The organism is Mycobacterium shottsii (genome assembly GCF_010728525.1).
Taxonomy (GTDB): Bacteria; Actinomycetota; Actinomycetes; order Mycobacteriales; family Mycobacteriaceae; genus Mycobacterium; species Mycobacterium marinum.
In genome coordinates this window covers 4,613,867-4,636,889 of record NZ_AP022572.1, presented here as the reverse complement: position 1 = coordinate 4,636,889, position 23,023 = coordinate 4,613,867, and the positions used below count along the sequence as shown (strand labels likewise).

The following is a 23,023-nucleotide window of genomic DNA, read 5'->3' as shown; positions in this document are numbered from 1 at the left end:
GTGCTCTATTAGGGGGTATAGGTGTAATACTCATGGACTTCCATCGTCGACGACCATTGAGGAAATCCCGCGATTATTTCAGCGTCAGACGAGTCCGTCATGTCCGGTGGCGCATCACCTAGCCCATCGATGTGTCCAATGTAGATTCGAGCGGTTAATCCGGAGATGGACAGCCAGTCGAATTTCAAAATGTACTCCGCCTGGTTTTCGACTGGGGGCATCGCCGTCATACGAGCAGCGGTTTCAGGTCCACTCGCGTCTTTCGCCCACAACTCATCGCCGCGGGCCGCGGCCCCCGGGATGGTTTCCGGTATCCAATAGCCTCGTGTCGAGTACCACGGATGCTGCCGACTGGCGTCGTTTGACCAAGCGACCCTCCCGACGCACGTCAAGACGAGGAGGGCGGCGTTCGAATTTGTGAAATCGCACCACCGAATATCGAAGATGACGCCGACTCGTGAGCGCTGCGGGGAAAGTCGCATGTCAATAAATTCGGCTTCGTTGAGGGCGCCTCGATCAATTAATGGGTTGGGCCGCCCGGATTTCAGCAATCTGACATCCGGTGTGAGCTCATAGAGTTCACTGATTGAATCAGGTCTCATGTAGTGAGATTCTATCATTAATTTGGCAACGGTATGTGCGCAAATGGGGTTGTGGCTGACACGGTCCTTCCGGTGAACGGATCAACTTCTTGGCCCATTTTGTTGAGATAGTTTAAATATCCGTTAGGGTGTTGCGCGTTCGGTTCCATGACTCGGATTGATATGACACGTTGATTTAGAGTGATCGGATATAGCCATCCTTGTCCCGACTTCGTTGGGGTGTTTGAAATAAGACCCGGCGGAAGACCGGGAAGGTTGGCGGTGTGTTGTGTGTTGGCGGATGTCGGTCGCGAACGCTTGGGCTTGGGCATGGCGAGCTACCTGTTCCGCGGTGGTGCGGCTGGTTCGGGTGTCGGCGACCGAGAGGTCTTCTCCGGCAGTGAAACCGGCGTTGCGAGCGTCCTGGACGGCCTAGGTCCTGTCTGCTAATTGCGGACGCGGTGGTAGGTGATGATGGCGGCCAGGGTGGCACCGCCGAGGTAGGTCAGGGCGTATTTGTCGTAGCAGGTGGCGACCGCGCGCCAGTGTTTGAGCCGGTTGAAGCTTCGCTCGACGGTGTTACGGTGCTTGTAGATTCGGCCTGAGAACCCCGGAGGCCGTCCTCTGTTGCGGCCTTTGGCTTTGCGGCGGGTGATCTGGTCGCTGCGCTCGGGGATGGTATGGGCGATCTTGAGCCGGCGCAGCTGTGCCCGCGTCGAGTCATAGGAGTACGCCTTGTCCGCCAGCAGGTGAAACGGGGCGTATGAGTTGCTGCACCGGGCGGCCAGCAATGGCCAAAGCATCGGATTATCACCGGCTTGACCGGCCGACAGTGCCAGGGTGACCGGACTGCACAGCTGGTCGGTCAAGGCGTGGATCTTGGTAGTCAGCCCGCCGCGGGAACGCCCAATGGCGTGGTCATCGGGCTCATCGAGATATTTCTTGTAATTCGACAGATCCCCCTGTGCGGCGCCCGGGGCGCGCTCCGGCTGCGTGTTGGTGGGCGCGCACACTGGTCGAATCGACCGACAACAGTGCGCCCAGGTCGGCGTCCTCGGCGTCGAGGTCAGAGGCGATCGCCGCGAAGATCCGCGCGTAGATGCCATCGACCGACCAGCGTAGATGCCTCTCGGCCACCGATTGCCAGGGACCGAAGTGCTCGGGCAGGTCACACCACGGAGATCACGTACGGTAACGCCAGATAATGCCCTCCAGAGTACGTCGATGATCGTTCCACGGCCGGCCACGCCGCCGCCCCGCAGGCAACACCGCCACGATCAGCGACCACAAATCATCAGAAATCGCATGCGTCCGCATCACCCAAACAGCATCAGCCAAAACACCATTCACATTAAGCAGACACGCCCTAGGCATTCGCACTGCCACGGGGAAGCGTAGTCACGCAAACGTCGGCTCGGTGGTGTTGGTCAGCGCCCGATCCGGTTCCCCCGATGACATGGACAGCAGGCCCCGGACACAACGCGCAGCCAGCAGCCAGTTCGACGGCCGCCGCATGGCCAGCCCGCCCAGCAACTGTTTGATCATGGTCAGAGTGTCGAAATAGATGCGTTCGCAGACAAGGGTTTCCGCCTCGTCGAAAACGAAATAGGCGGTCATCCGGACCCGGAACCGGCTTCCGGTGGGCGGAATCTTGCCGAGGTAGCCGCGGTGGGTGCCCATCAGCCAGACCTCGACGATCACCGCGTCGGCACTGTGTCGTAAGGCGATGATCTCGTGGTCCTGGTCCGGGAACGCCGTTCGGGTGTAGTGGTAGTAGCCGCGTACCGCCTGGTCTCCGTCGTGGACGGTCATCTGCGGGATCAGCTCGTAGCGCGGGTGCGGAAAGGTGGACAGCACGTCGTCCCAGTCCTGACGGACCTCATCGTGGAAATGGTCGAGCACCAGCTTCTGGCGGGCCGCCAGCACCTCGGGAGCGGGAAACGCGGAAATGGGCATGCTTGACGATGAGGCTCCGAGCTCATCGACCGGCCAGATACTTTTGTTGGCCGGCCCGGGCGGACCTGGTCACGCCAGCGCCATCAAGCTCAGAAACGCCTGTGCCCGTTGACGTGTCACTGATCGGCGGCCTGATGACATCTTGTTCCGGAGTCCATACCTGCCGCGCTTGTACCATATACCCCTATATGGTATCCATCGACTATGGATTGCAGCCGGGGATTTCCCACAACTCGCCGACACCACCCCCGGTAGTCAGGATGGATATCGCCGGACTGCCCAGCTACGACTACCTACTCCAACGTGTGGCGACCGGCCGGCTGCGGCTGGTGCTGCTCCTGTCGCCGCCACGGACCGGTTCGACGGCGCTTGCCAATGCCCTGGCGCGACACGGTCAGGTTGATGCGGTGGTGACCGAGCCGGCGGGCCAATACCATCTGCGGTCCGATGCTCGGGTCGTCGAGACTTTCGGGCTGATCGCCGATGCGGTTGCTGCGGTTGGTCCGCGCCCGGCGTCCCGGCCGGCTGTCGTGCTGATCAAGGAGACCGCGCAACATATCGGGCCCGATCGGGAGTGGCGGGCTTGGCGCGCGATCATCGACAAGACTTTGGTGTTGGTGCGCCAGCCGGCGCTGGCCTTGGAGTCGCTGATCCTGATGACACTCGGGCTGGCGGACCTGTTGTCGGGAGGTTCCGAGGCCAGGCCCCGGCTGTGGCTCAGCCCAGCGGGGCGGGCGACCTGCCCGCCCGCCCCGCTGACCTGCTGGGCGGACTTCCTGGCACGGCTGCGCGAGGAACGCGACTTCAGCGGATTCGATGAAGGCCGTTTGCGTGCCCATTGGCACAAGAGCGCCTTGTTCGGCATGCCCAGCCTGCAACGCGAAGTCTGGGCCAACGAGGCGCGACAGCACAGGCTGGGAGATGTCGGTGACTTCGAGCCATACCTGGGCACCCCGCCCTGCGCTCTGAGCACACTGCCTGAACCGCTGGTGCGCCCGTTCAACGATCGCCACTTCGCCTGGTCTGCGCTGTGGGATCTGTAAGACAACACCCCGGCCGGCGCCTAGGGCGTGTCTGCTTAATGTGAATGGTGTTTTGGCTGATGCTGTTTGGGTGATGCGGACGCATGCGATTTCTGATGATTTGTGGTCGCTGATCGTGGCGGTGTTGCCTGCGGGGCGGCGGCGTGGCCGGCCGTGGAACGATCATCGACGTACTCTGGAGGGCATTATCTGGCGTTACCGTACGGGATCTCCGTGGTGTGACCTGCCCGAGCACTTCGGTCCCTGGCAATCGGTGGCCGAGAGGCATCTACGCTGGTCGGTCGATGGCATCTACGCGCGGATCTTCGCGGCGATCGCCTCTGACCTCGACGCCGAGGACGCCGACCTGGGCGCACTGTTGTCGGTCGATTCGACCAGTGTGCGCGCCCACCAACACGCAGCCGGAGCGCGCCCCGGGCGCCGCACAGGGGGGATCTGTCGAATTACAAGAAATATCTCGATGAGCCCGATGACCACGCCATTGGGCGTTCCCGCGGCGGGCTGACTACCAAGATCCACGCCTTGACCGACCAGCTGTGCAGTCCGGTCACCCTGGCACTGTCGGCCGGTCAAGCCGGTGATAATCCGATGCTTTGGCCATTGCTGGCCGCCCGGTGCAGCAACTCATACGCCCCGTTTCACCTGCTGGCGGACAAGGCGTACTCCTATGACTCGACGCGGGCACAGCTGCGCCGGCTCAAGATCGCCCATACCATCCCCGAGCGCAGCGACCAGATCACCCGCCGCAAAGCCAAAGGCCGCAACAGAGGACGGCCTCCGGGGTTCTCAGGCCGAATCTACAAGCACCGTAACACCGTCGAGCGAAGCTTCAACCGGCTCAAACACTGGCGCGCGGTCGCCACCTGCTACGACAAATACGCCCTGACCTACCTCAGCGGTGTCACCCTGGCCGCCATCATCACCTACCACCGCGTCCGCAATTAGCAGACAGGACCTAAGGGGTTGCGCTTGTCGATTTCGCTGCGGTGCAGGCCGATCCGCCTGCCCGGCTCGGCGCGCTCGCCGCGTTCCTCGGGTTGTCCCCGCGCGATCCCAGCGCCTCGCCCCCGATCGCGCGCTCAGGCTACGACACGCGCTGTCCGCAACTGCATGACGTGTTGTTCCGCGAGGCGAGGGCGAGGTCATACATCGCGCCAGGCAATCGTCAGCCGCTGCCGATCGAAGGATTTCCGGCCTGGCTGCACCCCCAGTTGCGCGCGGCCCAGACGATCTACCGGAACCTGCATCGAGAGCTGCGCCAGCCGTGACCACCCAGATCGCGGCTTCGCGTTCTGTGGTCATCGGGCACGTCGTGTCCGTTCGGCCGCCAGACGCCGATTCTCTGATATGGTCACGGCAAAATGAGTGCCGTGCAGCCATTTTCCGAGAAGTTGAGCGCAAAGTTCAACGACATGCGCGAGGTGCTGCGGCCGGCAGAGCGACTTCGTCAACAGGCTCACGCGCTTGGCGGCCACCTCGGCAAGGGCGATAGCGTTCTCGATGTCGGGTGCGGGACGGGTTATCTGTCTGCGTACTTGCAGCAGATGTACGGGATATCCCCGAGTGGCATAGACGTCAAGGACGCTCGTCGTACCGAGATTCCGTTCCGCGAGTTCAATCGCACGTCAATTCCTTTTCCGGACAGAGCATTTGACCATGTTGTTCTCAGTGAAGTGCTGCATCACAGCCATGACCCGGTGGCGCTGATCAAACAGTGTTACCGAGTTGCGCGCCGCAGCATCATCGTGTTCGAAGACATGCCGGACGGACGGCTGGGCAAAGGCATTCTGTTCCTCCATGTCCAGGCGTTCGCCCGCTACTACCGCTACCCATTTCGCCCGGCAACCATAGGCTCCTACCGATCGGCACTAAATTGGTTGGGCGACAATTCATCCTGCGTTCTGCAGGCTGGGCAGCCACCCGAATGGCTCAGCGCGTACCCGCGCGAGCTATTCGTGTACGAGCTTGCCGAATCGGCTCAGCGGTGATCGCCAGGTCATGAGTCGGTGGCCATGGTCATCGTCTGGTTCGCCATTACTTCGCTGGCCGCGCGCTCGCCCGAGCGAATGGCGCCATCGATCCAGCCGCACATCTTGGCCGAGGTCTCGGTGCCTGCCCAGTGAATCCGGCCGCACGGCCTGCGCAGCGCATGACCGAACTGGGTGAGCACGCCCGGGGGAGTATGGCTGAGCATCCCACCGCCGGAGTAGCGCTCACGGCTCCAGTTCTGCTCGAAGTAGTCGATCGGCTTCGCGGCCTTGGCGCCGAAGCGTTCCACCAGGGCGGCGAGCACCGCCTGACGTCGACCGTCGTCGTCGAGGCGCTCGTATTGCCGGGCGACCGGCCCCTCGATCACCACGCACAGCACCCCCGGTGTCCCACTATTGGGGCTGGCATCGATGGTCAGCGTAGCCAGCGATGTCGGCGCGGCGCTTTGGCCACACAATCCATCGGCGCGCCAGAACGGCTCGTCGTAGACGGCGGAGATCTTGACAATCGCGCCGCTGGGCATCCGCTGGTGCAGAAATGACCGATCGGTGGGAAGCATTGGTTCATAAACGATTTGGCTGGCGATCGCGAGCGGAACCGCGACGATCGTTCGGTTCGCCCGCACGGTTAGCCCCTCGGATTGCACGGTCACGCCGCCGGAATCCTGGGTGATCGATCGGACCGGTTGGGAAAGGTGGATCGCCGCGCCCAGCTCGGCGGCCATCGGCCCATAAACGGCGCCCATGCCACCGATCGGCCGGGCGTCTTGTGCGGCGCCCTTGCTGCCCAGCACGAAGCCGGGCCCACCGCCCGAGGCCATCTGGTACAGCACGAACAGCATCGATACCTCCGAGGCGTCGGAGGTGTAGCAGCCGGCGATCGCCGTTTCCAGGAGGTCGTGCGCTGCTTTGGACTTGACGTTGTTGCGCAGCCACTGGGCCAAGGTCATTCGGTCCCATTTCGCGGCTCGCTTGGCTTCCCAGGGTGCCTCGAGTGGAATCGTCTTGCACATCTGGCTGATTTCGAATATTGCTGTGCCCAGATTCATCGAGGCCAACGGGCTCAGGGTCCGCGGGATCGTGCCCTGGTAGCGGTACTGCTTGCCATCGACAACCATCATGGCTTCGCCGTCGGTGTACTGCTTGAACGCCGCGACTCCGAATTCCTTCATCAGCGCATAGATTCGGTCCTGAGTGGGGCCGATCCACGCGCCGCCCTTGTCGATCCACGACCCGTCTTCACGCACCACGGTGAAGGTTCGGCCGCCAACCCGGTCCCGAGCCTCCAGCAATGCCACCGAGTGACCGGCCTGCTTCAGCCGAAGCGCGGCGGTCAGGCCAGCGAACCCCGCACCCACCACGCATACATCGACCTCGGCCATGCTGAATAGGCCTACCGGCAAACGGCTTCGCAGTCAACGGCTCTACGCGACTGGTAGTCGTTTGATGCCATGAATGAACTGTGACAGCAACCGTGCCGGCTCCTCGGTCGCAACGACGTCAGGAATTTGCCGGCGCAATTCGTCGAATACAACTCTGATTTCACGGCGGGCCAGGTTTGCGCCCAGGCAGAAATGGGCACCTCCACCACCGAAGCCGACCTGCGGATTGGGGTTGCGGGTCACATCGAACGTCCAGGAATCGGCGAACTTCTCCTCATCGCGATTCGCCGAGCAATACCACAGGGTGACCTTGTCGCCAGCCGCCATCTTGGTGCCCGAAGGTCGACGTCCTGGCTCAACGTCCGGCGCATATAGACCACCGGAGAAGCCCATCGCACGATCTCCTCGACCGCGGTCGCGGCCAAACCGTCGAAGTCCGACCACCACTTGGCACGCTCGTCGGGGTAGCGCGACAGCGCCAGCATGCCGTGGCTGATTGCATTGCGGGTGGTTTCGTTGCCGGCGACCACCAGCAGGATGAATAACATCGCGATCTCCGACGAGGACAACCGCTCGCCGTCGACCTCGGCTTCCACCAGGCTGGTCGTCAGATCGCCGTGGTGGTTGACCCGACGATCATCGGCAAGCGCGGTGGCGTAGCCGCCGATGGCCATCGAAACTTGAAGGAACTCATCGAAATCGGTAGTCAGGTCGGGGTCGCCGAACCCGAGAATCACGTTCGTCCAATGAAAAATCTGCTCGTGGTCTTCTTCGGGAATCGCCATCATGTCGCAGATGATCTGCAAAGGCAGCGGGCCGGCGAGCTCGCTGACCAGGTCGGCTTGCCCGTCGGGATGGTTCGTGATCATGGCTGCGACCAACCGGTGGGCCCGCTCCCGCACCGAGGCTTCGATGCGGGCGACCACCTTCGGGGTGAACGCCCTGCTGACAATCGAGCGCAGGCGCTGGTGGCGCGGATCGTCGAGCACGATCATCGAGCCGAAGTATTCGGCCAGCTCCGGTGTCTGATCGTGGATCACGATGTTGGGACTGGAATGAAAGATTTCCGGACGCCGACTGGCGAAGTGGATATCGTCGTGCTTGGTCAGCGCCCAGTGCCCCTTGCCCGCAGTGAGTCCGGCGAGTTCGATCGGGGGCCAGAAGGAGATGGGGGCTTCGCGGCGCAAGGTCGCGAAAGCGCCGTCGCGGAAGTCGTCATCGCGTCCCCAGAACTCCAGCGAACCAAGTTCGATGTCGGCCAGTGGGACTTCCGGTGGCGGTGTCCCGTTAACCCGAGGCAGCAGGCCGGTGTTGAGGTTCGTGCTGAGGTCCATCGTGCTTCTCCTACGTCTCCGCTTCGTCGTTGAAGGGGTGACACTGGCGAGCTTAAACCGCTGGCGGCGACAACGTGGCGGTGCGGAGCCACCGCATGCGGTGGGTCAGTGTGTGCACACGGTGTGTCCGGGCGTTCCGGTCCCGGTCTGCTCGGTCACCACGCTGCCGTCAACCAGAATCCTGCAGGTAATGCTGCCCTGCCCTTGGGCGCTGAGCACGAAAACCTGCCCGCCGAAGGCGGTGAACTCCGACGACCAGGGCAGGTTGATGTTGGTCGCTCGCTGCTGGCCCTTGGCGGTTTGGTACGAGACGAACTCGGCGACGCCCGGGCCGCTCACTTCATAGCGGACCTGCTGGAACGGGTCGGCGTTCGCCACGCCGCAGATGGCTGCGACGCCGACACCGATAGCGAGCAGAATCGCCGGTCTGCTGAGACGGCGCATGGGTCTGGCTGCCAATCGACTGGTCATGGTTTTCCATAGTGTCATCAGGTAGGACGGCATGTAAGTGGTTTGTTGGGCTCCCGCCCCGCCGGCACGAGTGCGTTTGGTGCCCGAGAACTGCGAGCGGACTCGTTGAAGACCCAAATGTGAGCCCTGATGCTAGATGTCGCCCCCGATCGCGCTTAGTGTGACGTAGTCAGGGAGGTGGCCGTTTATGTCGCAAAGTGGCGGGAAACGAGTGGTCGTCTGGGGCACCGGCTTCGTGGGCAGGATGGTGATTCCCGAAATCGTCAAGCATCCATTGTTTGAGCTGGTGGGTGTTGGTGTCAGCAATCCTGACAAGGTGGGGCGCGACGTCGGCGAAATCTGCGGACTTTCCTAGCCGGAGGGAATCAGCGCCACCGACGATGTCGACGCGCTGATCGCGCTGCGGCCCGACGCGCTGGTGCATTACGGCCCGACGGCGATGCACGCGCAGGACAACATCTCACTCATCACGCGCTTCCTGCGGGCCGGCATCGACGTCTGCTCGACCGCAATGACGCCGTGGATCTGGCCGACGATGCACCTGAACCCGCCGCAGTGGATTCAGCCCATCACCGAGGCTTGCACGTTGGGGGAGCCGTCGTGCTTCACCACCGGCATCGACCCGGGATTCGCCAACGACTTGTTTCCCATGACCCTGATGGGTTTGTGTTCGGAGGTCCGGCGTGTGCGCGCCTCCGAACTGCTGGACTACACGAACTACGAGGGCGATTACGAAAAAGAGATGGGCATCGGCCGCGAGCCCGAATTCAGCCCGATGCTGGAAAACCGCGACGTGCTGATCTTCGCGTGGGGCGCCACCGTGCCGATGATCGCTCATGCCGCCGGGATAATGCTCGATGAGATCACTACCACCTGGGAAAAGTGGGTGACCCCCACCGAGCGCAAGTCGGCCAAGGGCCTCATCAAAGCGGGCCACGTAGCCGCGGTGCGGTTCACCATCAATGGGGTCTATCAGGGCGAAACCCGCATCCAACTGGAACACGTCAACCGCATCGGCCACGATGCCGCGCCGGACTGGCCCTCCGGCCACGACGACGACGTCTATCGGGTGGATATCGAAGGAACTCCCAGCATCTTCCAGGAGACCGCGTTCCGGTTCACTGACGGCTCCGGGCGAGATCCAGCCACCGCCGGGTGTCTGGCGACCGGCATGCGGGCGCTCAATGCGGTGCCTGCCGTCAACGACTTGCCGCCGGGCTGGGTCACCGCGCTCGACCTGCCGCTGATTCCAGGCGCGGGCACAATCCGTTGACCTGCGTCGATTGCTTGGCGTTGAAGTTCTTATACAGCTGGCGCATAGCTGGCGCAGAGATTGGCTATAGGTTCTATCGACAGAATTTGAGTTGGGCGGGTGGCGTGCCGCCGGACATGGGGACTTACTAGATGGCAGAGGGAGCACGGCCCGCGCTGGGTCTGTCGATCGGTGCCACCAATCTGGCGGCGGTAACCGCCGATAGCGCCATCCTGCGAAAGCCCGTACTGACGCTGTACCGACAGCGTCCACCCGAGATCGGACTGCCGTCGGAGAACCCGAGGCTGGACCAGTCCGGTTTGGTGATCAGCGACTTCGTGGACCGCGTCGGGGACCAGATCGGCATCGTCGCGGCCGACGGGTCGGTGCATCGCAGCGAGGCATTGGTGGCCGATGCGTTGCGGGCGTTGGCCTATACGGCCACCGGCGGTCACACCCTGCCCGCCAGTACCGCAGTCGCCTATCCCGCTCACTGGACCACGAGCGGGGTAGACGCATTGGGCGCCGCATTGGGCCGGGTTCCGGAATGGTCGCCGGCGGGGCAGCCTCTGCTGCTGATCCCGGACGCCGCGGCGGCGTTGTTCGCCGCGCGTGCCAACCCTGGCATCCCGGCCCGCGGCGTCGTCGCGGTCTGCGATTTCGGTGGCAGCGGTACCAGCATCACGCTGGCCGACGCCTCCGGCGAATATCAGCCCCTGGGTGCAACGGTGCGGCACCCGGATTTCTCCGGCGATCTGATCGATCAGTCGCTGTTGACCTACGTCATGTCCGAGATGCCGGCGACGGGTTCTTTCGATCCGTCGGGGACCTCGGCGATCGGCTTATCGAACCGGTTGCGTGCCGAGTGCCGCCAGGCCAAGGAGCAGCTCTCCCTCAGCACGGTGGCCACGCTGTCTGACGCGCTGCCCGGGGTAAGCGGAGAGGTTCGGCTCACCAGGAACGATTTGGACGAGACGATCCGCGATTCGCTCGATGGATTTGCCCGCGTTGTCGAACACACGCTGCAGCGCGCCGGCGTCCCCGCCGCGGACCTGGTCGCCATCGTTACCGTCGGTGGTGGCGCCAATATCCCGTCGGTCACCACAACGCTGCCGGGGCGCTTCGGCGTACCGGTGATTACCGCACCCCGCCCGCAGCTGACAGCCGCGACCGGCGGGGCGCTGCGGGCTGCCCGGGGACCGGGTGATTCCAGTGCGACGGTGTTGACCTCAGCGGCACCGATGACACAGACCGCGATGGCGCCGCTGGACCCAGACGTCGGGGCGGTCGCGGCGGCCGACGCGCCGGTGTCGGCGTTGCAGCCCGCTTTGGCATGGTCGGAAGCCGACGACCAATCCCGGGCGACGCCGGTGGTCGGCGACGATTATTCGGGGGCGTCCGGCTACACCTCCGCGCGGCCCCAGCTGACCTTTGAAGAGAATGCCCGGGCGGAGCCGGCGCCCAAGTCCGTGGTGATCCCGTGGTACCGCCTGCCCGGAGTAATCATCGTCGCAACAGTGGTTGCGGTGCTGCTCGTCGGCGCCGCGGTCGCGATCGCGCTGAGCTCCGGAGAACAGCCGGCGACTCGCTCGCCCGAAGCGACCACGTCCCCGCCCACCTCGGCCCCCGCAGCCGTGCCACCGGTGACCGATGCCGGAACTTCCGCGCCCGCGCCGTCCACCCAGCCACCTGCCTCCCAAGAGCCGGCGCCGCCGCCGACACAGCAGGCGCCCCCGCCGCCGTCGACCGAGGCGCCGCCGCCCTCAACCACACAAGCCCCGGTCACCACCCAGCCTCCGGCCACCACCGAGGCGCCGCCGGCAACCACCCAGCCCCCGGTCACCACCGAGGCGCCGCCCACCACGCAGGCGCCCGCGACACAGCAACTGCCCACGCCGCCGATCCCGCCCATTCCCCAGATTCCGCCCATCCCGCAGATCCCGGGAATCGGTTTCCCGCAGGTGCCGCAAGTGCCGCAGATACCTCAGGTGCCTCAGGTGCCGGGAGTTCCCGGGTTCGGCCAAGTCATCGCGCCCCAGGTCATTGCGCCACAAGTAATTGCGCCCCAGGCGGCAAACGGTCAATGAGGTGAGCGACCGCCCCGCGGCGTTCAGCTGGCGGCATCCTTGAGGACGCGCTCGTTGTAGGCCTTGTCTTTGGCGTAGTTTTCTTCGGCGCTCCACTCGCCGGTCCCGTCGGCCTTGCTTGTTGTGGCGACGTCTTTGGCCTTCGCCGCTGGGGCGTCCCGGTCACCGGCGGCCTTGGGGTCGCCGTTTTCGTCGAGCCAGTCGTTGACCGCGGTCCCGGTGATGGTCTTGCCGGAACCGGGTAACACCAGCGTCGGCCGGTCCTCATAGGCAGTCATCATCTCGGCGGCCTTGTCTTGGGCGCCTTGGTCCGGCTCGATGTTGTCGGAACGATCCGGCTCCTCATGTTGGTCGGCCGGCTGATCTTGGGCTGCAGTCATGGCTCTTGCTCCCTGCGCAGTTGCGGTTGTGACCGACCCTCAACTCCGGTTACCCATCCCGATGCCGGGTCGAAACGCGCGCTACCGCGATCAGGCGCGCTTGGCAAGCACCAGCGATGCCAGCGGAATCCGTATCGGCTCGGGCTGGCTTGCCAGCCGGTCGGCGACGGAAGCCTCCAGCCGCTCGATGAACGCGGTTGCGCGAGGGTCGCCGGTCCCGCAGTCCAACGCCGCCGCGAGCGTGGGGAACAACGCCGCCCGAGCGAAGTCGGCCCACTGCGCTCCGAAAGCCTCTGCGTCGCCGTCTGATTGGAAGGCGGCCCAGAACCGATCCTCGGCGTTGAACACGTCGAGCTGCTCGATGGTCAGACCCTCGAACCAGCCGCGCGGCGCAAACGGAGCGCGCAGGTCCTTTTCGGCCCGGGCGACCACGGGTATCGCCATGCGTCGCAGCTCTTCTGGGCGCAGCAGCCCGTCGCGCACCTGATCGTTGAGCGCCGCCACAAGCGCGTCGTTCATCGGTCGATAGCCGAAGTGGCCGTGTTCGTCGAGCGCCATTGTCAGCACCACCAATCACCCGCCCGGACACAGCTCCCGACCCCGGAAGGCAAGAAAGTCCTGTCAATCCGTGGCGGCCTGGTGCGCGTATGCCGCGCGCGCTCGCTCGTCTTTGCTGTAGGCGACTTGCACGTGATCGGTGAGTTCCGGCGCCCCCGCGGGGATACGGCTAAGCCATTGGATCGCCCATGAACTCCAGCCCAGGCTCACCGTATTGCTGGGCAGGATCTGGGTATAAAACGACCTGCCGACTGCCGATGCGAAGCTCGCCGAGTCATGGTGCAGGTAGCTGTCCGGGTCATCGGCCAACGTGCGGAACAACGCAGTGAAATCGTTGTCCGGTACATCGGTGTGCGCCAACATGATTACGCGATCTTCACGGGTGCGACGGCGAAGTGCGTTGATCGCGGTCATCATGGGCTTGAGTGAATTGTGGCCGGTGGCCACCCCGTAGTCGGCGATGACGACCGGTTGCGGTGCATCGGGCAGCGGCACGGTTTGCGCGGCCTCTTCGAACAGCGTGATGGCCGGCGACAAGCCCGCGGCCTGTAGCCTCGACGACTGGCTGTAGGTCGCACTTTCCATTGGCGCCGGCCGGACCACCACACTTGACTCCGGCAGCCTGATCTCCCGTGGCATGTCAGCTCGACGTGGGGTAACCGACACCCGTGAGACGTTCGGAAACCTCCCAAAGGCTTTGGCAGTCAGTGTCATTGCCAGCACGAGCGGGCACCTTGGCCGCCCTCACACCGCCACCGGCCGCCTCATAAAAGCCCCGCGGGCCGTAGAAAGCACCGCCCTCGGCCTGCGGTGTAACGGTGGCGTAGAGCGCCGGCAGGATGCCGTCTTCGATTTCTTGCCAAAGGAACGGAGCGAAACGCCATGAGGTGGTGTAGAACCGCTGCATCAGTGCCGGCTTCTCCCGCCCATGCGAAGGCCCGCTGATCTGCAGGTTGGTCTTGGTCAGTCCCGGGTGCGCCGCGTTGGACATCACGCCCCAACCCGCCGCCCGGCTGCGACGGTCCAGCTCGCGCGCGAACATCAGCACTGCCAGCTTGGATTGACCGTATGCCGTCATCGCAGCGTATGACTTCTCGAACTGCAGGTCGTCAAAGTGGATACGGCCACGCCGGGCCGCCAGGCTGCTCAGCGATACCACCCGCGCGCCTTGCGCCGCGCGCAGCAGCGGCAGCACGTGCGCGGTCAGCGCGAAGTGTCCGAGATGGTTACTGCCGAACTGCAATTCGAAGCCGTCGGCGGTGGTATCACGTTCGGGCGGAGTCATGACGCCGGCGTTGTTGATCAGGATGTCGATCGGGCGGCCCTCGGAGTTGAGCTGGTCACCCAATGCGGCCACCGACGCCAGCGAGGACAGATCGAGCGCCTTGATACTCAACTTGGCGTCGGGCACGGCACTGCGGATCTCCTCGATTGCCGCCTCGCCCTTGGCGCGGTTGCGGATTGCCATCACCACATCGGCGCCCGCCGCCGACAGCCGCCGGGCCAGCCCAAAACCCAACCCACTATTGGCTCCGGTGACTACCGCGAGTTTTCCGGACAGATCGGGCACGGTGGCGATGAGATCGCTGGCCATGCGTATCACTCCCTTTCCGGTGTTGCTGTCCAGTGTGCGCTTTTCCCCGCTATCCGCGAGTCGGAGCGGCATGCTTTAGCCCATGGTCCCGCACCCGAGAACGCTCCGGCGGCGTGCTTTCGGGTGGACGGCAGCATTGGCCCTCGGCACGCTACCCGCGCTCGCTTTCCCGGCGCCATCGTGGTGGTGGTTGGCCTGGTTCGCGCTGGTGCCGCTGCTGCTGGTGGTGCGGGCAGCGGCGACGTCCGGCGATGGTGCGGTGCGGGCCGGTTGCGGTGTTGCCGGTTTCGTGCTGGCCAACCAGTACTGGTTGGCCGCCAGCATCGGCCCGCCGCTGGCGTTGTTGGCTCTCGGAATGGGCGCGTTGTGGTTGCCGTGGGGTTGGGTTGCGCACCGCCTGCTGTCGGCACCGCTTTCCGCCGCCCGCGCGGCTGGGGCACTGGCCGTCGTACCGAGCGCCTGGGTGGTGGCAGAAGCGGCGCGGTCCTGGCCGCCATTGGGCGGTCCGTGGGCTCCGCTGGGTGCGTCGCAATGGAACCAGCCCTACACGCTTGCGTCGGCATCGGTGGGCGGGGTGTGGCTGACCAGCTTTCTGGTGATGGCTGTCAATACAGCCATCGTGGCCGGCATCGTGGGCCAAGGGCTGCCCCGGCTGGTGCTGCTGGGCTGCGCGGTGGCGGGGGTGGGCCTCGGACCGCTGTGGTACCTCGTTGGCCCAGCTCCCGCTGCGGGTCCGGTGATTCGGGTGGCGCTGGTGCAGCCGGGCCCCATCGCCGACTCGACGGCCCGCCAGGCGGCCAGTGAAGAACTGACCGCCGGCTTGGTGGGTCAACGGCCGGACCTGGTGGTCTGGGGGGAAAGCAGCGTCGGCCACGACCTGGCCGACCATCCCGGCGACCTGGCCCGGCTGGCGGACCTGTCCGCGCGGGTCGGCGCGGATCTGCTGGTCAATGTCGATGCGCGGGCACCGGGTGGGGGCATCTACAAGTCGTCGGTGCTGCTCGGTGAGCACGGCGTGGCGGGCAGCTACCGCAAGACCCGCTTGGTGCCGTTTGGTGAATACGTTCCGCTGCGGCGGTTGGTTGGCTGGATCACCCAGGGCACCAAGGCCGCCGCGGAGGACCGGCGGCGGGGAACCGGCCCGGTGGTGCTGCATGCCGGACCGCTGGCCATCGGACCGCTGATCAGCTACGAGACGACGTTTTCCGATCTGGCCCGACGCGAAGCGCTGCTGGGCGCCGAGTTGTTGGCATTCCAGAGTTCCACCTCGTCGTTTCAAGGGAGTTGGGCGCAGCCGCAGTTGGCCAACCAACCCGCGGTGCGTGCCGTCGAAGTGGGGCGACCCGCGGTGCACGCCGGGTTGTCCGGTGACAGTTCGGCCTTCGACGCCCGGGGACGCCGGCTGGCGTGGTGCCCGTCGGACTTCGCGGGCGTGACGGTGGTCAGCATCGAGCTGGGTTCGCGCGACACGCTGTATCGACGACTGGGGGATTGGGTGCCGGTGACGGCCCTGGTGGTGCTGGCGGGATACGCCGGCTCAGCTGGGCTTCGCCGTTATCGAATGCGTGACACACTGCGTGCATGACTAGCAGACGGGTCGCCAAGTTTTCGCTGACCGTCGCCATCCTAACGTTGGTGGTGTCGGTGGCCGGCTTCATCGTCACCCGGGTGCTCAACGCGTTCTTCCTGGACAAGTACGACGCGTACGGCGAGGTGGCGATCCCCGGTTCGGGCAGCGTGCATTTGCCGGCCGGAGATGTCACCGTCAGCCTGCACACGCTGGTCATCGGCGGCACCAACGGCGTTGGCCTGCCGGTGCCGCCGTTGGGGATCTCGATCAGTCCGCCCGACGGTGTCCCGCAACCGGAGGTAACCGAAAGTATCGGCAGTACAACGACGGTCAACAACGACGCCCACGTACGGGTATGGATGGTTCGCGTTCCCGTCGAGGCCACCTACCGCGTCACGACCGACGGCGAGGTCGGCGGATACATCAACCCCCGGCTGGCGTTCGGGCACCAGAGTTCGTATGGCTGGTTGGTGTGGGTTTTCGTCGCCATGTTCGGCGTCGGGCTGATCGACTTGGTGCTTTCGGTGGTGTGGCTGAGCCACAGCCGCCCGGCCGCATCGGCGCCGCCGGCCAGCCCCTACTTTGCCGAAGCGCCCATCCTGGCTTCCCACCCCAGCGATCCGCCCAGGACGGCCTACGAGCCCAGCGACGACGGGATCAGGCTGGAGCGGCTCAAGACGCTGGCGGCGTTGCGCGATTCGGGGCGCTGACCGAGGAGGAATTCCAGAGCGAGAAACGCCGGATCCTCGACGGCAGATAGCCGGCGTCGCGCGGGCGCGTGGCTTGCTCGCCGATCTCGGTGAGCGTTTGACCTGTTGCGCCCTAGTGGCCGCGGGCCACCCATTCTTCGTAGTGCACGATTTCGTCGCCGATGGTGGTGTTGTCGCCATGGCCGGTATGTACGACGGTGTCGCCGGGCAGCTTGCCCAGCCGTTCGGATATCGACTGCAGGATGGTCGGGAAGTCGGAAAACGAGCGTCCCGTCGCGCCGGGTCCGCCGCAAAACAGCGTGTCCCCGCTGAACACCACATCCAGCTCCGGGGCGTACCAGCACACCGATCCCGGGGAGTGGCCCGGAGTGTGCATTGCGCGTAGCTCGGTACCGCCGACCCGCAGTGTCTCAACGTCAGAGACAGCGCGAAAGTCCTTGTCCGGATGGGTCATCCGCCACAGCATCTCATCGCCGGGGTGGAGCAGCACCGGAGCGTCGAGTGCCGCGCCGAGTTCGGGAGCCACCGTCACGTGGTCGTTGTGGCCGTGGGTGCACACCACCGCAACCACATTGCGGCCGGCGACCGCCTCGATGATCGGAGCCGCCTGATGGGCGGCGTCGAAGACCACCACATCGGAGTCGTCGCCGACCAGCCAGATGTTGTTGTCGACTTCCCAACTGCCGCCGTCGAGTTCGAAGGTTCCGTGGGTCACCACCCGGTCGATGTGAACCACTACAACACCACCACCGAGCGCAGCACCTTGCCGGCGTGCATCTTCTCGAATGCCTCCTCGATACCGCCCAGACCGATCTGCTCGGAAACGAACTTGTCCAGCGGAAGCCGGCCCTGCAGGTAGAGGTCGATCAGGGTGGGGAAGTCGCGCTCGGGTAGGCAATCGCCGTACCAGGACGACTTCAACGCGCCACCGCGGGAGAAGAAGTCCACCAGCGGCATGTCCAGCCGCATGTCGGGGGTGGGAACCCCTACCAGGACAACGGTTCCGGCGAGATCGCGAGCGTAGAACGCCTGCTTCCAGGTTTCGGGCCGGCCGACCGCGTCGATCACCACGTCGACCCCAAAGCCGCCGGTGAGGTCCTGGATCGTTTCGACGACGTCGAGTTCGCGGGCGTTGACGGTGTGGGTGGCGCCGAAGGCGCGCGCCCACTCCAGTTTGGTGTTGTCGGTGTCGACGGCGATGATCTTCTTGGCTCCGACCAGCGCCGCACCGGCGATGGCGGCATCACCCACGCCGCCACAACCGATCACCGCGACGGTGTCATCGCGGGTGACGCCACCGGTGTTGACCGCGGCGCCCAGTCCTGCCATCACCCCGCAACCCAACAGGCCCGCCACGGCGGGGTCGGCCGCGGGATCAACCTTGGTGCATTGGCCGGAGTGCACCAGCGTCTTGTCGGCGAATGCCCCGATGCCCAGTGCCGGGGTGAGTTCGGTACCGTCGGTCAGTGTCATCTTCTGCTCGGCGTTGAACGTGTCGAAACAGTAGCTCGGCCGGCCCCGTTTGCAGGCCCGGCACTGGCCGCACACCGCACGCCAGTTCAGGATCACGAAATCGCCCGGCTCCACGTTGGTTACCCCGGGCCCAACCGCTTCGACCGTGCCCGCGGCCTCGTGGCCCAACAGGAACGGGTACTCGTCGTTGATGCCGCCCTCGCGGTAGGTCAGATCGGTATGACAAACGCCGCAAGCGCTGATATCGACGACGGCTTCGCCGGGCCCGGGATCCGGGATGATGATGTCCACCAATTCAACGGGTTCGCCCTTTTTCCGGGAAATTACGCCGCGCACTGTCTGACTCATGGCCTCTAACCTACTGTTCGGCATTCGCGGCGGTTGCGCCGCGCCTGCGCTCGCGGCGCCCATATTGCGTTGAGCTTTGGTCCCGATAGCCGGCCCGACGGGCGGCGATGCCGGTGTAGCGTCGCTGAGCATGACGGCAATCGACGGCGGAACCGAAACCACGGAGGAATTCGGCAGCAGAATTGTCGCGGCCATCGACAGCGCCGGTTTGACGATCTTGCTCAGTGTCGGACATCAGACCGGGCTGCTAGATGTCATTTCTCAATTGCCGCCGTCCACTAGCACCCAAATCGCCGAGGCGGTGGGCCTCGACGAGCGTTATGTGCGGGAATGGCTGGGCGGGATGACGGCCGGGCAGGTGATTGAGTACGACGCCGAGACGGCCACATATTCGCTGCCCGAACATCGCGCGGCCATGCTGACGCGGGCCGCCGGCCCGAACAACCTGGCCCGCGTGACGCAATTCATCTCACTGCTCGGAGAGGTCGAACAGAAGGTGATCGCCTGCTTCCGGGAAGGGGGCGGTGTGCACTACAATAAATACCCGCGCTTTCATACGCTGATGGCCGAGATGAGCGGCGAGGTATTCGACAGTGCGCTGGTCGACGTGATTGTGCCGCTGGTCGAGGGCCTTCCCGAACGCTTGCAGGCCGGCGCGGAGGTGGCCGATTTCGGTTGCGGTAGCGGTCACGCGGTCAACCTGATGGCGCAGGCATTTCCGAAAAGCCGGTTCACCGGCATCGACTTCTCCGAGCCAGCCATCGCGGCAGCCTCCCAGGAGGCGAAGCGTCGCGGCCTGTCCAACGCAACCTTTCAATCTCGGGATCTGACCACCCTGGACGATGTCGGGGTCTACGACGTCATCACCGCCTTCGATACCATTCACGATCAGGCGCAGCCGGCGCGCGTGCTGGAGAACATCTACCGCGCGCTGCGGCCCGGCGGCGTGCTGCTGATGGTCGACGTCAAGGCGTCGAGCCGACTCGAAGACAACGTCGGCAACCCGATGAGCACCTACCTGTACACAATCTCGATGATGCACTGCATGACCGTGTCGCTGGCGTTGGACGGCGTCGGCTTGGGGACGGTATGGGGCAGCCAGCTGGCCACCAAGATGCTGGCCGACGCCGGATTCGAGGACGTGACGGTGGCCGAGATCGAGTCGGACCCGCTGAACAACTACTACATCGCCAGGAAGTGACGAACCGCCACGATGGCCGCTCTGGACGCTCTTGATGATTGGCCGGTACCGGCCGCCGCCGCAGCGTTGATCGGCCCTACCGGTGTATTGGCGACGCACGGCAATGTCGAGAAGGTCTTCGCGTTGGCTTCGGTGACCAAACCGATGGCGGCGCGCGCCGCGCAGATCGCGATCGAGGAAGGCGTCGTCGACCTCGACACCCCGGCGGGCCCGCCCGACTCCACCATTCGCCACCTCCTGGCGCACACCTCGGGCCTGTCAATGCACACCAATCAGGTGCTCGCCCGGCCCGGGACCCGCCGCATGTATTCCAACTACGGCTTCACCGCGCTGGCCGAAGCCGTGGCGCAGGAATCCGGAATCGAGTTCAGTAGCTATCTGGCCGAGGCGGTGTTCGAGCCGCTGGGCATGTCGACGAGCAAGCTGGAAGGCGGCGCGGCCGCGGCCGGGTTCGGGGCCACCTCGACGGTTGGCGACCTGGCGCTGTTCGCGGGCGACCTGTTGCGTCCGTCGACGGTCTCCCCGCCGATGCACGCCGAGGCGATCGCCGTGCAGTTTCCCGGTCTGGACGGTGTGTTGCCCGGATTTGGTGTGCAGCGCCCCAACGACTGGGGGCTGGGATTTGAGATCAAGAGCGCCAAGTCGCCGCACTGGACCGGTATCCGCAACTCGCCGCGAACCTACGGCCATTTCGGGCAGGCGGGTGGCTTCATCTGGGTGGATCCCGAAGCCGACCTGGCGTTGGTGGTCCTTACCGACCGTGATTTCGGGGACTGGGCGCGAGAGCCCTGGCCAGCGCTTTCGGACTCCGTGCTAGCCGAATATGCCTAATGCGAACTGCACACTAGCGCAACAGGGGTCTCACAGGGCACAATAGACACGCAAGACATCAAAAATCGCAGAAGTTTCGTCGCAGGCATCCCGCCTATCGGGTTCACCAGGTCGTTGGGGAAGACGTCCCTCGTGGAACCGAAGGAGTAAGAGATGCGTGCATCGAATCAGTTCGCCGACGTGACGAGCGGCGTGGTGTACGTCCACGCCTCTCCAGCGGCGATGTGCCCGCATGTCGAGTGGGCACTGTCGTCGACCCTGCATGCCAAGGCCAACCTGGTCTGGACGCCGCAGCCGGCGATGCCTGGCCAGTTGCGTGCCGTCACCAACTGGGTCGGGCCGGTGGGCACCGGCGGCCGGCTGGCCAACGCGTTGCGCTCGTGGTCGGTGCTGCGGTTTGAGGTCACCGAGGATCCCAGCCCCGGCGTGGACGGGCAGCGGTTCTGCCACACTCCGCAGCTCGGCTTGTGGAGCGGGGCGATGAGCGCCAACGGCGACACCATGGTGGGCGAGATGCGGCTTCGGACCCTGATGGCGCAGGGGGCGGACACCCTTGCTGCCGAATTGGACTCGGTACTCGGAACGGCGTGGGACGAGGCGCTGGAGGACTACCGCGACGGTGGCGACACCGGTGAGGTGACCTGGCTCAGCCGCGGCGTCGGCTAGTCAGGCTAGCTGACCGGCACCGCGACCGGTTTGGCCGACAACGGCATATCGACGTTGCCTTTGCACGCGCCGCTGTAGATGTTGGTGTGAAAGACGCCGGTGAGAATTCCGTAGTCGCCGGGCGTGTACACCGAGATGGATTTGGCCGGGTTGTACTCAATGGTGCCGTCCGGCACTAGACAATCCCATTTCCAGGTCATCTCGCGTACCCATTGGGACCCGTTCCAGGTGAATTCGATTGATTGCGGCATGGATTTATTTTTGGGCGGGGGAGGGTTATTCACCGTCGCAGTGCAGACGCCCGCCGAGCAGCTGGAGCTAATGGAGGCGCTGATCCGGTGGGCAAACTCGGGTTGGCTGGCCGCGATGCTGGTGCCGGTCTTCGCATTGGCGGCCAGCGTCAGAATGTAATCCCCATTCCATGCCGCAACTTCACCCGCGTAAGCCGGCGGCGCGAAACACAATGAGACGCAAAACCAAGCCGCTGCCGCGGCTCCAAGTCCGGTTTGGTGAGGCCTCGACATCTTCCCTCCCAGCTGAGCGGCTCTGAGAGAGATGTCGTATTCGGTGCATTAGGTGTTACAGGAAGGGGCGTCGACAGGTCGCCCGAGAATTGGCATCGGCGACCCGGCGGCGCTGCAAAACATTATCGGTCGTTGGGCCGCAATATCTGCAGTGCGCCCGCGACCGCGGAGATATTGGCCGGCAATGGGCACGCGTAGTCACCGTCGGCATACACGTTGATGCCAGGGCATTCAACGTCGATGGACTTGGCTCGTGCGGTGGTCACTTCGTCGAGCTCCACTTGAGTGCCCTTGACCACCGTCGGGAACAGCCGCAGGAATCTGCTGCGCGAGCCGGATCGCACCATGGTGATGTCCAGCAGACCGTCGGTACGGTCGGCGTTGGGGCACATCAGCATCCCGCCGCCGTAGCTGCGGGTGTTGCCGAATGTCGCCAGCGTGAGGTCGGTTTCGATCTCCTCGGTGCCGTCGAGCACCAGCCGGAATGGCAATGGCCGCAGCTGCGACAGTTCGACCAGCATCGCGATGTAGTACCGCAGTCGTCCGTGCGGCCAGGTCATCCGGTTGGCCCGGTCGGTTACCAGCGAATCGAAACCGGTTGCGGCCAGGGTGCCAAACCATTTGTCGCACTTGTCTTTGCCGCTGCCGGCCTGAATCCGGCCCAGGTCGATGGATTCGGTCCAGCCGTCCACCACGATGTCCGCGGCGGCTTCGGCATCCTTTGTGGGAATCCCGAATTCACGCGCGTGATCGTTGCCGGTGCCGGCCGGGATGATGCCCAGCGGGACATCGGTTTCGGCCAGCACCTGCAACGCGTTGGAGATGACGCCGTCGCCGCCGGTAACGACGACCGCATCTGTGCCCTTCTCGACCGCCGCGGCCAGCAGGTAGAGCGCATCCTCGGCGTTTTCACCAACGATCTCGATGACCTCGACGCCACGATGATGCAGCCGGGCGATCGCGTGCTGGGCGGCCTGGACCGCGGCACCATGTCCGGACAGCGGATTGGTCAGGGCGGTCACCTTGCTGATGCTGCGCTGACGTAGTTGCCCTGCCAACGGGTTGATCGGGTTC

General features: G+C 64.7%; 19 protein-coding genes and 7 pseudogenes. 11 read left to right on the top strand and 15 right to left on the bottom strand.

Annotated features, from left to right (window positions below):
* Positions 1-8 precede the first annotated feature (8 nt).
* From G6N41_RS21420 to G6N41_RS21410, 4 genes and pseudogenes are all read right to left on the bottom strand, one after another.
* Complete coding sequence (locus G6N41_RS21420) at positions 9-602, bottom strand: hypothetical protein (protein ID WP_198965600.1); 594 nt, start codon at positions 600-602, stop codon at positions 9-11.
* A 264-nt stretch (positions 603-866) separates the two neighbouring features.
* Positions 867-1,013 (bottom strand): annotated as a pseudogene (locus G6N41_RS30150) (hypothetical protein); the annotation flags it as partial.
* A 14-nt stretch (positions 1,014-1,027) separates the two neighbouring features.
* Positions 1,028-1,901: pseudogene (locus tag G6N41_RS21415) on the bottom strand (IS5 family transposase).
* A 78-nt stretch (positions 1,902-1,979) separates the two neighbouring features.
* Positions 1,980-2,537, bottom strand: a complete 558-nt coding sequence (locus G6N41_RS21410) for an ester cyclase (RefSeq protein ID WP_198965599.1) — start codon at positions 2,535-2,537, stop codon at positions 1,980-1,982.
* Positions 2,538-2,725: 188 nt separating this feature from the next.
* Here G6N41_RS21410 and G6N41_RS21405 point away from each other — a divergent pair, with 188 nt between their 5' ends.
* From G6N41_RS21405 to G6N41_RS21390, 4 genes and pseudogenes are all read left to right on the top strand, one after another.
* Positions 2,726-3,580 (top strand): hypothetical protein, encoded by an 855-nt coding sequence (locus G6N41_RS21405; protein ID WP_231608638.1) that lies wholly within the window; start codon positions 2,726-2,728, stop codon positions 3,578-3,580.
* A 70-nt stretch (positions 3,581-3,650) separates the two neighbouring features.
* Positions 3,651-4,525: pseudogene (locus tag G6N41_RS21400) on the top strand (IS5 family transposase).
* 41 nt (positions 4,526-4,566) lie between these two features.
* Entirely contained in the window at positions 4,567-4,848 is a 282-nt protein-coding gene (locus G6N41_RS21395) for a hypothetical protein (protein WP_231608637.1), read from the top strand.
* Between the two features lie 93 nt (positions 4,849-4,941).
* Positions 4,942-5,568 carry a class I SAM-dependent methyltransferase gene (locus tag G6N41_RS21390; RefSeq protein WP_198965598.1) on the top strand — a complete coding sequence of 209 codons (627 nt, stop codon included), beginning with the start codon at positions 4,942-4,944 and terminating at the stop codon, positions 5,566-5,568.
* Between the two features lie 8 nt (positions 5,569-5,576).
* Here the strand turns inward: G6N41_RS21390 and G6N41_RS21385 are convergent, their stop codons facing one another.
* From G6N41_RS21385 to G6N41_RS21375, 3 genes and pseudogenes are all read right to left on the bottom strand, one after another.
* On the bottom strand, positions 5,577-6,950 hold the full coding sequence (locus tag G6N41_RS21385) for a flavin monoamine oxidase family protein (RefSeq protein WP_020730605.1): 1,374 nt from the start codon (positions 6,948-6,950) through the stop codon (positions 5,577-5,579).
* 42 nt (positions 6,951-6,992) lie between these two features.
* Positions 6,993-8,284, bottom strand: a pseudogene (locus tag G6N41_RS21380) (cytochrome P450).
* Between the two features lie 105 nt (positions 8,285-8,389).
* Positions 8,390-8,728, bottom strand: a complete 339-nt coding sequence (locus tag G6N41_RS21375; protein ID WP_198967960.1) for an MmpS family transport accessory protein — start codon at positions 8,726-8,728, stop codon at positions 8,390-8,392.
* Positions 8,729-8,942: 214 nt separating this feature from the next.
* On the opposite strand from G6N41_RS21375, the pseudogene G6N41_RS21370 reads away from it, so the two are divergent.
* Positions 8,943-10,028 (top strand): annotated as a pseudogene (locus tag G6N41_RS21370) (NAD(P)H-dependent amine dehydrogenase family protein).
* 131 nt (positions 10,029-10,159) lie between these two features.
* On the top strand, positions 10,160-12,094 hold the full coding sequence (locus tag G6N41_RS21365; RefSeq protein WP_198965597.1) for an Hsp70 family protein: 1,935 nt from the start codon (positions 10,160-10,162) through the stop codon (positions 12,092-12,094).
* 23 nt (positions 12,095-12,117) lie between these two features.
* Here G6N41_RS21365 and G6N41_RS21360 read toward each other — a convergent pair whose 3' ends face one another.
* The 3 genes and pseudogenes from G6N41_RS21360 to G6N41_RS21350 all read right to left on the bottom strand — a co-directional run bounded on the left by G6N41_RS21360 (position 12,118) and on the right by G6N41_RS21350 (position 14,626).
* A complete protein-coding gene (locus tag G6N41_RS21360; RefSeq protein ID WP_198965596.1) occupies positions 12,118-12,474 on the bottom strand; it encodes a hypothetical protein in 357 nt (118 codons plus the stop codon).
* A 90-nt stretch (positions 12,475-12,564) separates the two neighbouring features.
* Positions 12,565-13,671 (bottom strand): annotated as a pseudogene (locus G6N41_RS21355) (SAM-dependent methyltransferase).
* Between the two features lies 1 nt (position 13,672).
* The gene (locus G6N41_RS21350) at positions 13,673-14,626 is read right to left on the bottom strand and encodes an SDR family oxidoreductase (RefSeq protein ID WP_198965595.1); all 954 of its coding nucleotides are present in this window, start codon (positions 14,624-14,626) and stop codon (positions 13,673-13,675) included.
* An 82-nt stretch (positions 14,627-14,708) separates the two neighbouring features.
* Here G6N41_RS21350 and lnt point away from each other — a divergent pair, with 82 nt between their 5' ends.
* Together lnt and G6N41_RS21340 are read left to right on the top strand one after the other, a co-directional pair.
* Entirely contained in the window at positions 14,709-16,211 is a 1,503-nt protein-coding gene (lnt, locus tag G6N41_RS21345) for an apolipoprotein N-acyltransferase (protein WP_198965594.1), read from the top strand.
* Positions 16,208-16,956 (top strand): annotated as a pseudogene (locus tag G6N41_RS21340) (SHOCT domain-containing protein). Before lnt ends, G6N41_RS21340 begins: the two are co-directional and overlap by 4 nt.
* A 62-nt stretch (positions 16,957-17,018) precedes the next feature.
* On the opposite strand, the gene G6N41_RS21335 reads toward G6N41_RS21340, so the two are convergent.
* Genes G6N41_RS21335 through G6N41_RS21325 form a run of 3 tightly spaced genes read right to left on the bottom strand, consistent with a single transcriptional unit; the run spans position 17,019 to position 18,962 of the window.
* A complete protein-coding gene (locus G6N41_RS21335) occupies positions 17,019-17,642 on the bottom strand; it encodes an MBL fold metallo-hydrolase (RefSeq protein WP_020730617.1) in 624 nt (207 codons plus the stop codon).
* Entirely contained in the window at positions 17,642-18,727 is a 1,086-nt protein-coding gene (locus G6N41_RS21330) for an S-(hydroxymethyl)mycothiol dehydrogenase (protein WP_036456390.1), read from the bottom strand. Before G6N41_RS21330 ends, G6N41_RS21335 begins: the two co-directional genes overlap by 1 nt.
* 10 nt (positions 18,728-18,737) lie before the next feature.
* Positions 18,738-18,962: a hypothetical protein gene (locus tag G6N41_RS21325; protein WP_198968074.1), complete on the bottom strand. Its 225-nt coding sequence runs from the start codon at positions 18,960-18,962 to the stop codon at positions 18,738-18,740.
* Between G6N41_RS21325 and G6N41_RS21320 the strand changes: the two genes are divergently transcribed.
* The 3 genes from G6N41_RS21320 to G6N41_RS21310 all read left to right on the top strand — a co-directional run bounded on the left by G6N41_RS21320 (position 18,867) and on the right by G6N41_RS21310 (position 21,425).
* A complete protein-coding gene (locus tag G6N41_RS21320; protein WP_198967959.1) occupies positions 18,867-19,928 on the top strand; it encodes a class I SAM-dependent methyltransferase in 1,062 nt (353 codons plus the stop codon). The genes G6N41_RS21325 and G6N41_RS21320 overlap by 96 nt on opposite strands.
* Positions 19,929-19,940: 12 nt before the next feature.
* The gene (locus tag G6N41_RS21315) at positions 19,941-20,759 is read left to right on the top strand and encodes a serine hydrolase domain-containing protein (RefSeq protein WP_198965593.1); all 819 of its coding nucleotides are present in this window, start codon (positions 19,941-19,943) and stop codon (positions 20,757-20,759) included.
* 153 nt (positions 20,760-20,912) lie between these two features.
* Positions 20,913-21,425, top strand: coding sequence for a DUF3145 domain-containing protein (locus G6N41_RS21310; RefSeq protein ID WP_198965592.1), 513 nt, complete (start codon positions 20,913-20,915; stop codon positions 21,423-21,425).
* Positions 21,426-21,430: 5 nt separating this feature from the next.
* Here the strand turns inward: G6N41_RS21310 and G6N41_RS21305 are convergent, their stop codons facing one another.
* Both G6N41_RS21305 and G6N41_RS21300 read right to left on the bottom strand, forming a co-directional pair.
* Entirely contained in the window at positions 21,431-21,949 is a 519-nt protein-coding gene (locus G6N41_RS21305) for an Rv2253 family sensor-like surface protein (protein WP_198965591.1), read from the bottom strand.
* Positions 21,950-22,071: 122 nt separating this feature from the next.
* Entirely contained in the window at positions 22,072-23,007 is a 936-nt protein-coding gene (locus G6N41_RS21300; RefSeq protein ID WP_198967958.1) for a diacylglycerol kinase, read from the bottom strand.
* Positions 23,008-23,023 lie beyond the last annotated feature (16 nt).

Bases quoted from the DNA above. Each gene is read 5' to 3' on its own strand.
- G6N41_RS21420 (WP_198965600.1), bottom strand. From the start codon at position 602: ATGAGACCTGATTCAATCAGTGAACTCTATGAGCTCACACCGGATGTC.
- G6N41_RS21410 (WP_198965599.1), bottom strand. From the start codon at position 2,537: ATGCCCATTTCCGCGTTTCCCGCTCCCGAGGTGCTGGCGGCCCGCCAG.
- G6N41_RS21405 (WP_231608638.1), top strand. From the start codon at position 2,726: ATGGTATCCATCGACTATGGATTGCAGCCGGGGATTTCCCACAACTCG.
- G6N41_RS21390 (WP_198965598.1), top strand. From the start codon at position 4,942: ATGAGTGCCGTGCAGCCATTTTCCGAGAAGTTGAGCGCAAAGTTCAAC.
- G6N41_RS21385 (WP_020730605.1), bottom strand. From the start codon at position 6,950: ATGGCCGAGGTCGATGTATGCGTGGTGGGTGCGGGGTTCGCTGGCCTG.
- G6N41_RS21375 (WP_198967960.1), bottom strand. From the start codon at position 8,728: ATGCGCCGTCTCAGCAGACCGGCGATTCTGCTCGCTATCGGTGTCGGC.
- G6N41_RS21365 (WP_198965597.1), top strand. From the start codon at position 10,160: ATGGCAGAGGGAGCACGGCCCGCGCTGGGTCTGTCGATCGGTGCCACC.
- G6N41_RS21360 (WP_198965596.1), bottom strand. From the start codon at position 12,474: ATGACTGCAGCCCAAGATCAGCCGGCCGACCAACATGAGGAGCCGGAT.
- G6N41_RS21350 (WP_198965595.1), bottom strand. From the start codon at position 14,626: ATGGCCAGCGATCTCATCGCCACCGTGCCCGATCTGTCCGGAAAACTC.
- lnt (WP_198965594.1), top strand. From the start codon at position 14,709: ATGGTCCCGCACCCGAGAACGCTCCGGCGGCGTGCTTTCGGGTGGACG.
- G6N41_RS21330 (WP_036456390.1), bottom strand. From the start codon at position 18,727: ATGAGTCAGACAGTGCGCGGCGTAATTTCCCGGAAAAAGGGCGAACCC.
- G6N41_RS21325 (WP_198968074.1), bottom strand. From the start codon at position 18,962: ATGTCCGACACTGAGCAAGATCGTCAAACCGGCGCTGTCGATGGCCGC.
- G6N41_RS21315 (WP_198965593.1), top strand. From the start codon at position 19,941: ATGGCCGCTCTGGACGCTCTTGATGATTGGCCGGTACCGGCCGCCGCC.
- G6N41_RS21310 (WP_198965592.1), top strand. From the start codon at position 20,913: ATGCGTGCATCGAATCAGTTCGCCGACGTGACGAGCGGCGTGGTGTAC.
- G6N41_RS21305 (WP_198965591.1), bottom strand. From the start codon at position 21,949: ATGTCGAGGCCTCACCAAACCGGACTTGGAGCCGCGGCAGCGGCTTGG.